The organism is Mycobacterium sp., from assembly GCF_035570115.1.
GTDB lineage: Bacteria > Actinomycetota > Actinomycetes > Mycobacteriales > Mycobacteriaceae > Mycobacterium.
The window spans coordinates 1-14,045 of record NZ_DATMLH010000145.1 but is presented as its reverse complement, the minus strand read 5'-3'; the positions used below and the strand labels follow the sequence as shown (position 1 = coordinate 14,045).

The following is a 14,045-nucleotide window of genomic DNA, read 5'->3' as shown; positions in this document are numbered from 1 at the left end:
CAACACCGTCGAGGTCATCGGCCGCGATCAGTCCAAGGCCGCTGACCTGGCCAAGGCTCTCGGCGGCAGCGCCACGACGGGAGAGTTCGGCGCCGTCCCGGCCGGGGACATCGTCATCGTGGCCCTGTTGTACGCCAATGTTGTTCCGGTCGTCGCCCAGTACGGAAACGCCCTCGCGGGCAAGGTCATCGTCGACATCAGCAACCCCTTCAATTCCGCGGCCGACGGGCTAGCCATCCCCGATGGCACCTCGATCGCGCAAGATGTCGCCAAGGCGGCCCCGGCCAGCGCCAGCGTGGTGAAGGCATTCAACACCATCTTCGGTGTTGTCCTGGCCCAGGGCCGGCCGCTCGACGTCTTCATCGCCGGCGACGACGCGCGCGCCAAGGCGGGCGTGGCGGAGTTCATCGAGAGCCTCGAGCTGCGCCCGCTAGACGTCGGCGGCTTGCACATGGCGCACTGGCTGGAAGGAACGGGCCTGGTCGTGATGGGCCTCGCCCGCCACGGGGTGGGGAACTACGACTTCGCCCTCGGCGCCACCGTTCCCGGCTGAGCCGCACCGCCGCCGGTCCAAGCCGTGAACGAACAGGGGCGCCGTGCGCCCCGACAATGGTTGATGGATCACCGAAAGGATTCGCTATGTCAGATATCAGTGTCGGCCGACGATCGTCTGCCCGGAGAGGATTCTCGCGATGAAGCTTGGCTTCGCACTTCCCATAGTCGGGCCCGCTATCAGCAGCGCCGCTGGTCTGAGCGCGTTCTGCCGCGAACTCGAGGACCTTGGCTACGACACGCTGTGGGTCGGCGATCGGCTGGTCACGCCGGTTGATATGCACAGCACCTATCCGGGCAAAGAGCAGCCGTACCCGCCGCAGATGACCCGTTACCTCGATCCGGTGCTGCTGTGGACCGTCGCCGCGACGGCGACCAGCCGGGTGCGGCTCAACGCCAGCACGCTCAGCACGTTCTACTACGAGCCGCCGCACTTGGCCCGGCTGCTGACCACGCTCGACGTGCTCAGCGACGGCCGCCTTGACGTTGGCGTGGGAATCGGGTGGATGAAGGACGAGCACGACATCGCCCGCGGCGCGGACTGGCACCGGCGCGGGAAGATGCTCGATGACCTGCTGGCGTTTCTGCACGAGTGGTGGACGACCACCCCGGTGTCCTGGGACAGCGAGTTCTTCTCGCTGCCGCCGGTCCATGCCGACCTGCGACCGGTTCAGGCGGGCGGTCCGCCCATCTGGATCGGCGGTGCCAGCGAGGCCGCGATGCGCCGGGTCGGCCGCAGCGGCACCGGCTGGCTCGGGGTCGAGGGGCTGCAGGACGAGGTCACCGACTACTTGTGGTCGATTGCGCGTCGTGCGGCACAGGACGCCGGCCGCGATCCCGACGCGCTGAAGACGGCTATGCGGATCAACCTCGAACCGGGCACGTCCGTTGACTCGGTTGCCGGCAGGCTCAAGCGCCTCGCGGGGTCCGGTGCTGATGAGGCGATCGTGGATGCCTTCGCAATGTTCCCCAGCCTTGACCAGATGCTTGACTTCGCCAGCCAGGTAATCGCGCGCACCGGTCGGTTGTGACCATCGTGGGAAAGCTTGACGGCAAGGTAGCGGTGATCACGGGTGGATCAAGCGGCATGGCGCTGGCCGGCGCCACGCTGTTCGTTGAAGAAGGAGCTCGCGTTTTCATCTCGGGTCGGCGGCAGGAAGCTTTGGATGAAGCCGTCAAGCTGATCGGCCGAAACGTGACCGGCGTGCAGGCTGATTCGGCCAACCTGGACGATCTGGACCGTTTGTTCGACGCGGTCAGGCGGGAAAAGGGCGCCGTCGACGTGTTGTGGACAAGTGCCGGGACGGGCGAGGAGCCCAAGCTCGGCGAGATCACCGAGCAGCACTTCGATGCCGCTTTCGGGCTGAACGCGCGCGGCACGCCCTTCACGGTGCAGAAGGCATTGCCACTGTTCAACGACGGTGGCTCGATCTTCATGACCGGGTCAATCGCATCGGTCAAGGGCTTTCCGTTCTGGAGTGTGTACGCGGCGAGCAAGGCCGTACTGCATGCCTACGCCCGCGTGTGGTTGTCCGAGTTGAAGGACAGGAGGGTCCGGGTCAACGTGCTGACCCCGGGCCAGGTCGCCACGCCGATACAGGAGCAGTTGTTCGACGAGGAGACGAAGGCGCAGTTTGAGGCATTGATCCCACGGGGAAAGATGGGCAGCCCTGAGGAGATTGCGACGGTCGCACTGTTCCTCGCCTCGGACGACTCAAGCTATGTCAATGGTATGGAGTTGATTGTCGACGGCGGCACCACGGCATTCTGACTACGCACCACGCTTGAGCGGAGGAATGGATAAGTCGCTGTCCGGAATTGCGGTCTGTTTTCGCAGCTAGAATCCCGTTTTGCCGCCAGGAGCCGCTCGACGTATTTCGCAAGTACGAGTCAACCACGGCTTTAGGGTTGCTGCGAAAACGCTGCTACCTGGCGCCCGGTGTAGGGGCAAATATGTTTAAGCGCAATCGCCGTGCCGGCGTTCTGTTCCCCAGGGCGCTCTGCGCGTAGGCCGGTGGCGGCGGGCAAAGTCGCAGCCGAAAAAACAAACTCCGCTAGGGAGAAACTCCATCAAGATCACCCGCTCACAATGGGGGCCTACGCCGGATTCTCGCGAGCTGGAATCTTGCGAGAAGATCTCGCGCGATGGTCAGTACGATCTCCCGCTCCTCATGCCCGGGGATTGGCGTGTCTGCGCACGACGGTGCGTGGCTGAACAATCCGATCGACACGCCGTGCTTCAGGATGGTGATCTGGTACCCCTCGGTCGGGAAATGCTCCCGCGGCCTGATGACCGACCATCTATATCCACTCGGTAGCTCTGGCAGTTCGCCGTCGTACTCGTGGACAACACTTGGTCTCCTCATGTCCCCGCCGAGTGCGCCTTAAGTGACGCCGCCATCTCCTTGCGCGCGTCGCGGAGGTTGGCCACCTCTGGTGCCGTGGCAGGTTCGGTGCTGGTGGTCATCTGACTTCCCTTTTTGCTGGAGCCGGCCTTTTACCCGCCTTACCAGCAGCTTACGCCCCGAACGGGTTCGCTATCTGTGTGTAGGGTGTGAATGTGGGAGCCAATTGTGTTGGCGCGCACTGCATTTGAGGTCAGGCGGCCTGGCGCGTTGCCACTGTGGCGCGTGTGGAGTCTAAATTGGGGTATCGCCGCCGCCGCAGTAGCGGCCTATTTTGCCGCTAGGAGCCGCTCGACGTATTTGGCGATGACGTCGACTTCGAGGTTCACCGGCGTCCCGGGCGGGGCCTGACCCAGTGTGGTCAGCTCGCGGGTGGTTGGGATCAGCGACACCTCAAACCAGTCGTCGCCCAGTCCGGACACGGTCAGCGAAATACCGTCGACGGTGATAGAGCCTTTTTCGACCACGTAGCGGGCCAGTCCGGCGGGCAGCCCGATCCGGACCACCTCCCAGTGCTCGGCGGGCGTGCGGGCCTGGATCTGCCCGGTGCCGTCCACGTGTCCTTGCACGATGTGCCCGCCAAGCCGACTGTTCAAGGCCGCGGCGCGCTCGAGGTTGACCGGGCTGCCGGCGGCCAGCCGGCCCAAGCTCGATCGGCTGAGCGTCTCGCCCATCACGTCGGCGGTGAACTGACCCTCCGGCAGCACGTCAACCACCGTCAGGCACACGCCGTTCACCGCGATCGAATCGCCGTGACCGGCATCGGCGGTAACGACAGGACCACGGATGGTAAAGCGCGCGGAATCGCCCAGGTCGTCCTTACCGACGACCTCACCCAATTCCTCGACGATTCCGGTGAACACCGCCTCAGGCTAATGAGTCGGGCGTCCGCGCGCGATGTCGCCGTTACCTCGGGCTTCGGCGGCGGGTGAATGACACCCTCTACGATGCACCTATGCCGACGCGTCGCCGATTAGGCCCAATCCTCGCCGTCCTCGCCGCCCTCAGTATCGCCGCAGCTCTGGTCGGCGGCTGCTCGTCATCCAAGCAGTCCGCCGCGCCCCTTCCGGATGCGGCCACGCTGCTCAGCAAGTCCAACCTGACCACCAGAAACGTCAAAAGCGTGCACTTGGTGCTGTCGGTAACCGGCAAGATCAAGGGACTACCGGTCAAGACGCTGACCGGCGACCTGACCACGTCGCCTGACACCGCCGCCAAGGGCGATGCCAACCTCACGGTCTTGGGCTCGAGCGTTGATGCTCAGTTCGTGGTCAATGACGGAACCCTCTTCGCGGCGCTGACCCCGGGCCATTGGGAAAGCTTCGGTCCGGCGTCCGCGATCTACGACCCGTCCGAGATCCTCAACCCGAACACCGGCCTGGCCAACGTGTTAACCAACATCAACAACCCCAAGTCCGAGTCGCGCGAAACCATCAACGGACAGAGCACGGTCAAGATCACCGGAACGGCCTCGGCGGATGCGGTGAATGGGCTGGCGTCCCAACTCAAGGCCACTCAGCCGCTGCCGGCGACGGTCTGGATCCAAGAAACCGGTGATCACCAACTGGTGCAGGCCAACCTGGACCAAAGCCCGGGCAACTCGATCCAGATGACGCTGTCGAACTGGAACGCGCCGGTGCAGGTCACCGCGCCGCCGGTAGCCGGATGACGGCGCCGCACGCCGGCCGCGGAGTCGCAATCGGCGCGGGCAGCCTCGCCGTACTGCTTGGTGCCCTCGACACCTATGTCGTGGTCACCATCATGCGCGACATCATCAACACCGTCGGCATTCCGATCAATCAGCTGCAGCGCATCACGCCGATCGTCACCTGGTACCTGCTCGGCTACATCGCCGCGATGCCGCTGCTGGGCCGCGCCTCGGACCGATTCGGCCGCAAACGGCTGCTTCAGGCCAGCCTGGCCGCGTTCATCGTCGGCTCGGTGGTGACCGCGCTTTCCACCGACCTGCAGGTGCTGGTGGTCGGCCGCACCATTCAAGGCGTGGCCAGCGGTGCACTGCTGCCGGTGACGCTGGCCCTCGGTGCCGATCTGTGGTCTGAGCGCAACCGCGCCGGGATACTCGGCGGCATCGGTGCCGCGCAGGAACTCGGCAGCGTGCTCGGCCCGCTCTACGGAATCTTCATCGTCTGGCTGACGAGTCGCTGGCAGGACGTGTTCTGGATCAACGTGCCGCTGGCGCTGGCCGCAATGGCGATGATCCAGTTCAGCCTGCCATCGCGGGACCGCAGCGCCGACCCGGAAAAGATCGACGTGGTCGGTGGCCTACTGCTCGCGATCACGTTGGGCCTGGCCGTGATCGGGCTGTATAACCCGGCGCCCAACGGTCAACAGGTGCTGCCCTCCTACGGCCAGCCGCTGCTGATTGCAGCGGTGGTCGTCGCGCTGATCTTCGCGCTGTGGGAGCGGTTTGCGCGCACCAAGCTGATCGAGCCGACCGGCGTGCACTTCGCGCCGTTCCTGTCCGCGCTCGGCGCCTCGCTGTGCGCCGGTGCGGCGCTGATGGTGACGCTGGTCGACGTCGAGCTGTTCGCGCAGGGCGTGCTCGGCAAGGAGCAAGACCAGGCCGCCATTCTGCTGCTGCGTTTCCTGATCGCGCTGCCGATCGGCGCGCTACTGGGCGGCTGGATCGCGACAAAGGTCGGCGACCGGGCCATGGCCTTCGTCGGGCTGTCGATCGCCGCCGGCGGCTACTGGCTGATCTCGAAGTGGTCTATCGACCTACTGAGCCAGCGCCACAACATCTTTGGTCTGTTGTCACTGCCGGCCTTGGACACCGACCTGGCGGTCGCCGGCCTGGGGCTGGGGCTGGTGATCGGACCGCTGACGTCCGCCAGCTTGCGAGTGGTGCCGTCGGCGCAGCACGGCATCGCCTCGGCAGCGGTGGTGGTCGCTCGGATGACAGGCATGCTGATCGGGGTCGCCGCGCTGAGTGCGTGGGGCTTTTATCAACTGCCCCACATCGTTTCGAAGCTGTCTACGCGAGTGCCGGCCAACGCCAGCCTGGCGGAACGGATCTTGGCGCAGGCAACGCTCTACCGGCAGGCGTTTGCCGAGATGTACGGGGGGATCTTCACGGTCACCGCCATCGTCTGCGCGGTGGGTGCGGTGTTGGGGCTGCTGATCAGCAGCCGTCGCACCCATGCCGAAGAGCCCGAACTGCGCGAGGAGCAGCCCGTCGCGCCTCGGGTCTAGGCAGCGGCCGAAAAGCGGAGCACAATCGTGGTGTGGCTGCAGGCGATGGGCCCTCATCGCGGCCGGCCGGCAGTTCTGCCGGTGGCGTCCTGATCGCGGTCTACGGCGTGGTTGCGTACTTGATGTTCGTGGTCGTCTTCCTTTATCTGATCGCATTTGTCGCCGACGCTGATTTCCTGGTCGGCGGTGTGCACATCGTCGGCAAGAGCGTCGATCGCGGCGGCATCGGCGACGGCAGCCTCACCGTCGCTGCGGTGGTCATCGACGTGGCGTTGCTCGCGCTCTTCGCGGTCCAGCACAGCGTCATGGCCAGAACAGCGTTCAAAGATTGGTTGACCCGCGTCGTGCCGCCCAGCGCCGAGCGGTCGACGTACGTCCTTGCTTCCAACATTTGTCTGGTCGTTCTCGTCGCTGCGTGGCGTCCGATCACCGACGACGTGTGGCGGGTCAGCGCCCAGCCCTGGCGGACGCTGCTGACCGCTGTCGCTCTGGCGGGCTGGGCGATCGCCCTGCTGAGCACCTTCCTCATCGATCATTTCGATCTGTTCGGGCTGCGTCAGGTGTTCGCGCGACTGCGGGGGGGACAGCCCGTCGAGCACGAGTTCACGACACCGCTTTTCTACCGGGTGGTCCGGCACCCGCTCTACCTGGGGTTCCTGCTCGCATTCTGGGCCACGCCGAGAATGACCGTGGGGCACTTGCTTTTTGCGGTCGCGACGACCGGATACATCTTGTTCGCGGTGAACTTGGAGGAGCGCGACCTTATTCGGCTCTTCGGTCAGCAGTACCGGGACTATCGTCGCCGGGTGCCGTTGCTGATTCCCGGCTTAGGCGGTCGCCCCTGACGGATCCGGTCGCAGGCTCGCGGGGCACCAGGCTCAGCAGCAGATCCGGGCCGACCCGTTCGACACCGTCGTAGCGCCAGCGCAGCGCGCGGGCGATGCTCGGCACCCCCACATCGTCGACCGCAGTGATCGGTCCGCCCAGTAGGATCGGCGCGACGTAGGCCAGGATTCGGTCGATCACCCCCGCCCGCAGAAACGCCCCGGCAAGTGTGGGCCCGCCCTCGAGTAGGACGTCGGTGCGATCGGACAGCGCCTTGAGCACCTCGGCCGGATCGCGGGTGCGGATCACCATCGTGCGCGAGTCGTCATTGAGAACGTTTGCTTCCGAAGGGATTTCGCGCTTACCCACAACCACACGCAGCGGCTGGCGGTCCGCTAGGCCGCCGTCGGCCAACCGGGCGGTCAATGTCGGGTCGTCGGTGAGCACCGTGCCAGTTCCAACCACGATGGCGTCGGCGGCCGCCCGGCGGCGATGCAGGTCAGCACGCGCGGCCTCGCTGGTGATCCACTGACTCGAGCCATCGGCGGCCGCGCTGCGCCCATCGATGCTGGTGGCGTACTTCCACGTCACGTGCGGCAGGCCGGTGCGTTGCTTGTGCAGCCATTCGCGCAGCGGTCCGACCGTGACCAGATCCGCTTCCACGTCGCGGACGACGTGCACGCCTGCGGCGGCCAACCGTGCGGCACCACCGGCCGCCTTTGGGTTCGGGTCGGTCACCGCGTACACCACCGACGCGATGCCCGCCTCGAGCAGCGCATCCACGCACGGCGGCGTCTTGCCGTGGTGGTTGCAGGGCTCCAGGGTGACCACCGCGGTCCCGCCCTGAGCCAGGCGTCCCGCCCGACGCAGCGCCACCACCTCGGCATGGGCGCTGCCCGCCGGTTCGGTACCGCCGGCGCCGGCGACCCGGCCGTCGCGGTCCAGGATGACCGCACCGACCGGCGGGTTGGGGTAGGTGCTGCCCTTGACCAGGTCGGCATGCTCGATCGCGAGTCGCATAGCGGCGTCGTAACTGATGGCCGCCGCCGCAGTGCCCATCAGCGCCACTCGTTCATCTGCGAAGGTGCGGCGACGCGGCACCGGCCCGTCGCCGTAGTGCCTCGACCGCGACCGCCGGGTCCTCGGCACCGTAGACGGCGGATCCGGCGACGAAGCAGTCGACACCGGCCTCGGCGGCCTGCTCGATGGTGTCGGCGTTGATGCCGCCGTCGATCTCAACGAGGATCGTCAACTCGCCGGAGTCGACCAACTTTCGTACCGTGCGCACCTTGCTCAGCACCTCGGGAATGAAGTCCTGGCCCCCGAAACCGGGCTCAACCGACATGACCAGAAAGGTGTCGAAGTCCTTGAGGATGTCCAGGTAGGGCTCCAGCGGGGTGCCCGGCTTGATGCTCAGTCCCGCTTTGGCGCCGGCGGCGCGGATGTCGCGGGCCACGCCGACGGGGTTGTCGGTCGCCTCGGCGTGGAAGGTGACGTTGTAGGCGCCGGCTTCCGCGTACGGCGGCGCCCACCGCTCGGGGTCCTCGATCATCAGGTGGCAGTCCATCGGAATGTCACTGGCGGCCAACAGACTTTCCACCACTGGTAGCCCGATCGTCAGGTTCGGCACGAAATGTGCGTCCATGACGTCGACATGCAACCAGTCGGCGCCTTCGACGACGGCGGCCTCGTCGGCAAGCCGGGCGAAATCAGCGGCCAGTATCGACGGCGCGATCAGCGGTCGATCGGTCTTGCCTGACATGGGCTCAGCCTAGTCTGGCGACGATGCGGGCCCGAGGGGCACGCTGAGGAGCCGGACAATCAAGCGCAGTGGCGACGATGCCGCCCCGAGGGGGCCGCTGAGGAGCCGGACAAGGCGCAAGCGCGAGCTGGTCAGTCCAGCTTCGTGAGCGCTGCGGCGAACATGGCGTCGGTGCCGTGCCGGTGTGGCCACAGCTGAATGTAGGGACCCTCCCCCAGATCTGCGACGGGCTCGAACAGCGGGCGGGTGTCCAGCGCGGACACCGGATGGCGACGCAGCGCGTCAGCGACCACGCCGACCGTCTCGGCCAGGTGCGGCGAGCAGGTGGCATACAGGACGACACCGCCGGGCCGGGTCAGCTCGATCGCGGCTCCCAGCAGCTCGCGTTGCAGCCGGGTCAGCGCCGGAATGTCGGCGGGTTGGCGACGCCAGCGCGATTCGGGCCTGCGGCGCAACGCGCCCAGCCCGGTGCAGGGCACGTCAACCAGCACCCGGTCGAAGCCCGGTTCGAGGCCGCTGCGGCGTCCGTCGACGGTGAGCACCTCGACCGGTAGGCCGCGGGTGTTCTCCGCAACCAGGTCGGCGCGGTGTTCCGCCGGTTCCACCGCCGTGACCCGGGCCCCCGACCCGGCGCCCAGCGCGGCCAACAGCGCGGTCTTGCCACCCGGCCCGGCGCACAGGTCCAGCCACCGTCCGGCGTCGTCGGCAACCGGCGCCAGGGTCAGTGCGCGGGCGACCAATTGGCTGCCCTCGTCCTGAACCAAGGCTTGGCCGTCGCGCACCGCGGGCAGCTGTCCGGGGTCGCCGCCGGCCAGGTACACCGCATAGGGCGAATACCGGCCGACGGCGCCGTTCACGGCACAGGCCAGCTCCTCGGCGGTCAGCACTCCCGGGCGGGCGGCCAGGTGCACCTGGGGTCGCTCGTCGTCGCTGGCCAGAGCCGCATCGAGCTCACCGGCGCGGGCACCCAGCGCGTCGACGAAGGCCTGCGCGATCCAACGCGGGTGGGCATGGACGAAGGCGGCGTGGCCGACCGGATCGGCTACCCCGTCGGGCGCGAGCTCGTCGACCCAGGATTTCTCGTCGCGGCCGCTGATCGTACGCAGCACGCCGTTGACGAAACCGGCTCGCGCCGTGTCGAATTCGATTCCCGCCTGCTCGACGGTGGTGGAAACGGCGGCGTGCGCGTCGACCCGGGTGCGCAGCAGTTGATACGTCCCTAGCCGCAGCAGATCGAGCAGCACCGGGTCGATGGCGTCCGGTGACCGACCGGCCGCTGCGCCGATGATCGCGTCAAGCAGGCCGCGAACGCGGCAGCTGCCGTAGGTCAGCTCGGTGGCGAAGGCAGCATCGCGGCCACTGATCTTGCGTTCCCGCAACAGAACTGGCAGCAGCAGGTTGGGGTAGGCGTCCCGCTCGCGCACGGCCCGCAGGACATCGAAGGCCGCCTGTCGCGCCGGATCCAGCGGCCGGCGCCGCGGCGGCCTCGCCTGCCGCTGCGTCGACCGCGCTGGCGGTCGGCCGCGGCGCGGCTTGTCTTGGGGTGGGGTCATGACGCTCGCGCCGTCGAGTCCAGGCGTGCCCCGCGAGCCCAGTCGACGGCGTTCATCAACTTCTTGCCCGGCGCTTGGAGTTGGCCCAGTCGCACCGGCTCCGAGCCGGTGCCGATCCGTACGCTGCGGCGGTCGACGTGAATATCGCCAGGTAACAACGACTTTGGAAGATTCCGCGCTTCATCGTCGACGTACACGGGCCCGAGCTTGACCCGCAAGTCACCGATCAGGGTCCAAGCGCCCGGATTGGGCGTGACGGCGCGGATGCGTCGCTCGACGACTTGGGCCGGAAGGTCCCAGCGCACCCGAGCCTCCTCGACGGTGACCTTCGGCGCGACGCTGACCCCGTCGGCCGGTTGCGGCACCGGCGTCAACGCCCCTTCCGCGATACCGTCCAGGGTGGTTGACAGTAGCGCCGCACCCGAAATCGCCAGCCGGTCAAGCAAATCGCCGGCGGTGTCGATCGGTCGAACCGACTCGGTGACCACCCCGTAGACCGGCCCCGAGTCCAGACCCGCCTCGATCTGGAACGTCGTGGCTCCGGTGACGGTGTCTCCTGCGGCAATCGCGGCCTGCACCGGGGCCGCCCCCCGCCAGGCGGGCAGCAGCGAGAAGTGCAGGTTGACCCAGCCATGTGCCGGCACCGCGAGCAGCTCGTCGCGCAGCAGCGCACCGTAGGCCACCACCGGGCAACAATCGGGCGCCAGCTGTGACAGCTCGGCGACGAACTCAGCCGTGTTGGGCCGCTGCGGCCGCAGCAGCGGGATGCCCTGTTCCAGCGCGAGACGAGCCACCGGCGACGGCTCCGGTCTGCCGCGACGCCCGGAGGCGGCATCTGGCCGGGTGAGCACCGCGATTACCTCGTGGCGCGGCGAGTCGAGGAGACTGCGCAGCGCGGGCAGCGCGGGTTCGGGGGTGCCGGCGAAGACGAGACGCACCGGACCAGTGTAGGAAGGCCGCTTATTGCCGCGACACTTAACGAGTTGCGACGACACGCCGATCGCAGTCGCAATCACTTAAGTCTCGGCGCATGGAAGCGGCGTCTGTGACTTGGCGCGGCGAAAGACCTTCGGGCGTGCGGCATATACCTACACGTTGATCGTCGTCTTTTCGTCGATGGTGATCGTCGCGGGTAGCACCTGTTCGATCTGGTCTGCGAGGCAGTCGATATTGAGCTGCAGCAAGTAGACAGCGTCGTTGTCCTCGATGACGACGGTTTTCTGCGCGACCGCCTTCGTCCGGCCATTGTCCACCCAGGTACCGCCCGACTCGTAGGCGGGAAAACCGCTCAGGTGGTCGTCAGAACCGTCACCCTTGGGCTGAAACCCGGGCAGGTTTTTCAGTTCGCCAGGCGCGAGGTCGAGAATCTTCTGCTGGTCTACATCGCCGACGAGCTTGGATACCGTCGCCACGATGCTGGGTGAGTACTTCGCAGCCTCGGGGCCGTTGTCGATGATGGCCCAGTAGGCCGTGGCGGGGGTGTCGGGTCCGGCGTCGGCCCAGCCGTCGGGGATTGCCAGGTTGATGGTCGGCGTGCCGGGATCGCCGCGATGGACGGGAGTGTCGGTGATGCCGCTCTGTTCGATGTAGCTGGCGATCGTCGGGTTAGGACCCGGAACGGTGGTGCGCGGCCCCACTTTCGATTGCGGTTTGCTGGTGGCTGACGTGGCTGACGTGGATGACGTCTTGTTCGCCGCAGTGTTGCTGCTGGAGGGGGAACCACATCCGACCAAGCCGATGCCCAGAGCCGTAATAGCGATTGCCACACCGTTGATTGCTGCTATCCGCTTCATTCAAAGAGTTCCTGTCGATCAGGCTGCACGTCGGGACCAAATTTCTCGGGGAACCGTAGCCCGAGCCGCGCATGCTCGTAACGTCCGCCGTCGGCGCCAATGTACGCGTTTGTGCTGATGTTTTGCGGTGGGTGGGGCCGCATGCTGGCTAGCATGAGCGAGATCGATCCCCGCGCGGACCTACCGCTGGTGGACTGGAGCGAGCTGGGCGTGAGCGGGCTGTTGCCGACGGGCACCGTGACGTTGCTGCTGGCTGACGTCGAGGGCTCCACCCGGCTCTGGGAAACCCAGCCCGACGAGATGACGGCGGCCCTTGGGCGGCTGAATCAGACGGTATCGGCGACCATCGCCGTCCACGGCGGCGTGCGCCCGGTCGAGCAGGGTGAGGGTGACAGCTTCGTGGCGGCGTTCGCCCGCGCATCGGATGCGGTGGCTGCTGCTCTCGAGTTGCAGCGTGCGCCGTTGGCGCCGATCCGGTTGCGGATCGGGGTGCATACCGGCGAGATTCAGTTGCGCGATGAAGGCAACTACGCCGGCCCGACCATCAACCGCACCGCACGGCTACGCGACCTGGGCCACGGCGGCCAAACCCTGCTGTCGGGCATCACCGAAGCGCTGGTCCTCGACCGGCTTCCCGACGACGCGTGGCTGACCGATCTCGGTGTCCACCCGTTGCGCGATCTACCCCGTCCAGAACGAGTGTCGCAGCTGTGCCATCCCGACCTTGTGAACGAGTTCCCGCCACTACGCGTGTCGAACACTTCTGTCTCCCAGCGTCTTCCGGTGCAGTTGACAAGTTTCGTTGGCCGCAAAGAGCAGCTGGTCCAGGTCCGTGAGCTGCTGAGCGAGAACCGATTGGTGACGTTGACCGGTGCGGGCGGAGTAGGTAAGACCCGGCTGGCGGTGCAGGTCGCGGCCACAATGGCGCCCGAGTTCGGCGACGGCGTGTGGTATGTGGATCTGGCCCCAATCACCGACCCCGAGCTCGTGCCCGTCACGGTGGCTCGCGCACTCGGGCTGCCCGACCAACCCGGCCGCTCCACCATGGAAAGCCTGCTGCGTTTCGTTCGCGACCGTCAGCTGCTGGTGGTGCTGGACAACTGCGAACACCTGCTGGATGCCAGCGCCGAGCTGGTTGTCGCTGTGCTGAGTGGGGCGGCGCGGCTGACCGTGCTCGCCACCAGCCGTGAGGCGATCGGCGTCGCGGGTGAGGTGAGCTGGCGGGTGCCGTCACTGCCGCTGACCGGCCAAGCAATCGACTTGTTCACCGACCGGGCCCGCCGTGCCCGCCCCGATTTCACCCTCACTGATGACAACGCTGCCGCGGTGACCGAGATCTGCCGCCGACTCGACGGTTTGCCACTGGCCATCGAGCTGGCCGCGGCGCGGGTGCGTGCGCTGTCGCTGGCCGAGATCCTCGAGAGCCTGCATGACCGGTTCCGGCTGTTGACCGGTGGTGCGCGCACCGCGGTGCGCCGCCAACAGACCCTGCGCGCCTCGGTGGACTGGTCACACGCCCTGTTGACCGAGCCGGAACGGGTGTTGTTTCGCCGGCTGGCGGTATTTCTGGGCGGATTCGACCTCGACGCCGCCCAGACGGTCGCGGGCGCTGGTGACGTGCAGCGCTACCAGGTGCTCGATCAGCTCACCCTGCTAGTCGACAAGTCCCTGGTCGGCGCCGACGACAGCGGAGGCCGAACCCGCTACCGGTTGCTGGAGACGGTGCGCCAGTACGCCCTGGAAAAACTCGGCGAATCCGGCGAAGCCGACGCCGTGCGGGCACGCCACCGCGACCACTACACGGCGCTGGCCGCGGTGCTTGACGCGCCGGCAGGCCGTGATTACGAGCAGCGCCTCGAGCAGGCCGACACCGAGATCGACAACCTGCGTGCCGCGTTCGGGTGGAGCCGGGAAAACTCCGCTATCGAGCTGGCGTTGGCGC

The 14,045-nt window shown here is 67.0% G+C and carries 13 protein-coding genes; 7 read left to right on the top strand and 6 right to left on the bottom strand.

Annotation, left to right across the window (positions count from 1 at the left end; all coding sequences use genetic code 11):
* From VNW74_RS14055 to VNW74_RS14045, 3 genes are all read left to right on the top strand, one after another.
* On the top strand, window positions 1-553 hold a 553-nt coding region (locus VNW74_RS14055), incomplete at its 5' end, for an NADPH-dependent F420 reductase (protein WP_325677782.1).
* A 139-nt stretch (window positions 554-692) separates the two neighbouring features.
* The gene (locus tag VNW74_RS14050; RefSeq protein ID WP_325677781.1) at window positions 693-1,583 is read left to right on the top strand and encodes a TIGR03619 family F420-dependent LLM class oxidoreductase; all 891 of its coding nucleotides are present in this window, start codon (window positions 693-695) and stop codon (window positions 1,581-1,583) included.
* 5 nt (window positions 1,584-1,588) lie between these two features.
* Window positions 1,589-2,323, top strand: a complete 735-nt coding sequence (locus VNW74_RS14045; RefSeq protein WP_325677784.1) for an SDR family NAD(P)-dependent oxidoreductase — start codon at window positions 1,589-1,591, stop codon at window positions 2,321-2,323.
* A gap of 903 nt (window positions 2,324-3,226) precedes the next feature.
* On the opposite strand, the gene VNW74_RS14040 is transcribed toward VNW74_RS14045, so the two are convergent.
* On the bottom strand, window positions 3,227-3,820 hold the full coding sequence (locus tag VNW74_RS14040; protein ID WP_325677779.1) for a riboflavin synthase: 594 nt from the start codon (window positions 3,818-3,820) through the stop codon (window positions 3,227-3,229).
* 92 nt (window positions 3,821-3,912) lie between these two features.
* Here VNW74_RS14040 and VNW74_RS14035 point away from each other — a divergent pair, with 92 nt between their 5' ends.
* Genes VNW74_RS14035 through mddA form a run of 3 tightly spaced genes read left to right on the top strand, consistent with a single transcriptional unit; the run spans window position 3,913 to window position 7,015 of the window.
* The gene (locus tag VNW74_RS14035; protein WP_325677778.1) at window positions 3,913-4,626 is read left to right on the top strand and encodes an LppX_LprAFG lipoprotein; all 714 of its coding nucleotides are present in this window, start codon (window positions 3,913-3,915) and stop codon (window positions 4,624-4,626) included.
* On the top strand, window positions 4,623-6,170 hold the full coding sequence (locus VNW74_RS14030) for an MFS transporter (RefSeq protein WP_325677776.1): 1,548 nt from the start codon (window positions 4,623-4,625) through the stop codon (window positions 6,168-6,170). Before VNW74_RS14035 ends, VNW74_RS14030 begins: the two co-directional genes overlap by 4 nt.
* Before the next feature lie 32 nt (window positions 6,171-6,202).
* A complete protein-coding gene (gene mddA / locus VNW74_RS14025; RefSeq protein ID WP_325677774.1) occupies window positions 6,203-7,015 on the top strand; it encodes a methanethiol S-methyltransferase in 813 nt (270 codons plus the stop codon).
* On the opposite strand, the gene ribD is transcribed toward mddA, so the two are convergent.
* The 5 genes from ribD to VNW74_RS14000 all read right to left on the bottom strand — a co-directional run bounded on the left by ribD (window position 6,933) and on the right by VNW74_RS14000 (window position 12,103).
* Window positions 6,933-8,054, bottom strand: a complete 1,122-nt coding sequence (gene ribD, locus VNW74_RS14020; RefSeq protein ID WP_325677772.1) for a bifunctional diaminohydroxyphosphoribosylaminopyrimidine deaminase/5-amino-6-(5-phosphoribosylamino)uracil reductase RibD — start codon at window positions 8,052-8,054, stop codon at window positions 6,933-6,935. The two genes, mddA and ribD, sit on opposite strands and share 83 nt — an antisense overlap.
* Window positions 8,055-8,067: 13 nt before the next feature.
* Window positions 8,068-8,757, bottom strand: coding sequence for a ribulose-phosphate 3-epimerase (gene rpe, locus VNW74_RS14015; RefSeq protein WP_325677770.1), 690 nt, complete (start codon window positions 8,755-8,757; stop codon window positions 8,068-8,070).
* Between the two features lie 131 nt (window positions 8,758-8,888).
* A complete protein-coding gene (locus VNW74_RS14010; protein ID WP_325677768.1) occupies window positions 8,889-10,310 on the bottom strand; it encodes an rRNA small subunit methyltransferase B in 1,422 nt (473 codons plus the stop codon).
* Window positions 10,307-11,248, bottom strand: a complete 942-nt coding sequence (fmt, locus tag VNW74_RS14005) for a methionyl-tRNA formyltransferase (protein ID WP_325677766.1) — start codon at window positions 11,246-11,248, stop codon at window positions 10,307-10,309. The genes VNW74_RS14010 and fmt overlap by 4 nt, the downstream gene beginning before the upstream one ends.
* A 150-nt stretch (window positions 11,249-11,398) precedes the next feature.
* On the bottom strand, window positions 11,399-12,103 hold the full coding sequence (locus VNW74_RS14000; protein WP_325677764.1) for an LpqN/LpqT family lipoprotein: 705 nt from the start codon (window positions 12,101-12,103) through the stop codon (window positions 11,399-11,401).
* 141 nt (window positions 12,104-12,244) lie between these two features.
* Here VNW74_RS14000 and VNW74_RS13995 point away from each other — a divergent pair.
* Window positions 12,245-14,045: ATP-binding protein (locus VNW74_RS13995; protein WP_325677762.1), on the top strand; the 1,801-nt coding region annotated here is incomplete at its 3' end.

Bases quoted from the DNA above. Each gene is read 5' to 3' on its own strand.
- ribD (WP_325677772.1), bottom strand. From the start codon at position 8,054: ATGGGCACTGCGGCGGCGGCCATCAGTTACGACGCCGCTATGCGACTC.
- VNW74_RS14050 (WP_325677781.1), top strand. From the start codon at position 693: ATGAAGCTTGGCTTCGCACTTCCCATAGTCGGGCCCGCTATCAGCAGC.
- VNW74_RS14000 (WP_325677764.1), bottom strand. From the start codon at position 12,103: ATGAAGCGGATAGCAGCAATCAACGGTGTGGCAATCGCTATTACGGCT.
- VNW74_RS14030 (WP_325677776.1), top strand. From the start codon at position 4,623: ATGACGGCGCCGCACGCCGGCCGCGGAGTCGCAATCGGCGCGGGCAGC.
- VNW74_RS14010 (WP_325677768.1), bottom strand. From the start codon at position 10,310: ATGACCCCACCCCAAGACAAGCCGCGCCGCGGCCGACCGCCAGCGCGG.
- VNW74_RS14035 (WP_325677778.1), top strand. From the start codon at position 3,913: ATGCCGACGCGTCGCCGATTAGGCCCAATCCTCGCCGTCCTCGCCGCC.
- rpe (WP_325677770.1), bottom strand. From the start codon at position 8,757: ATGTCAGGCAAGACCGATCGACCGCTGATCGCGCCGTCGATACTGGCC.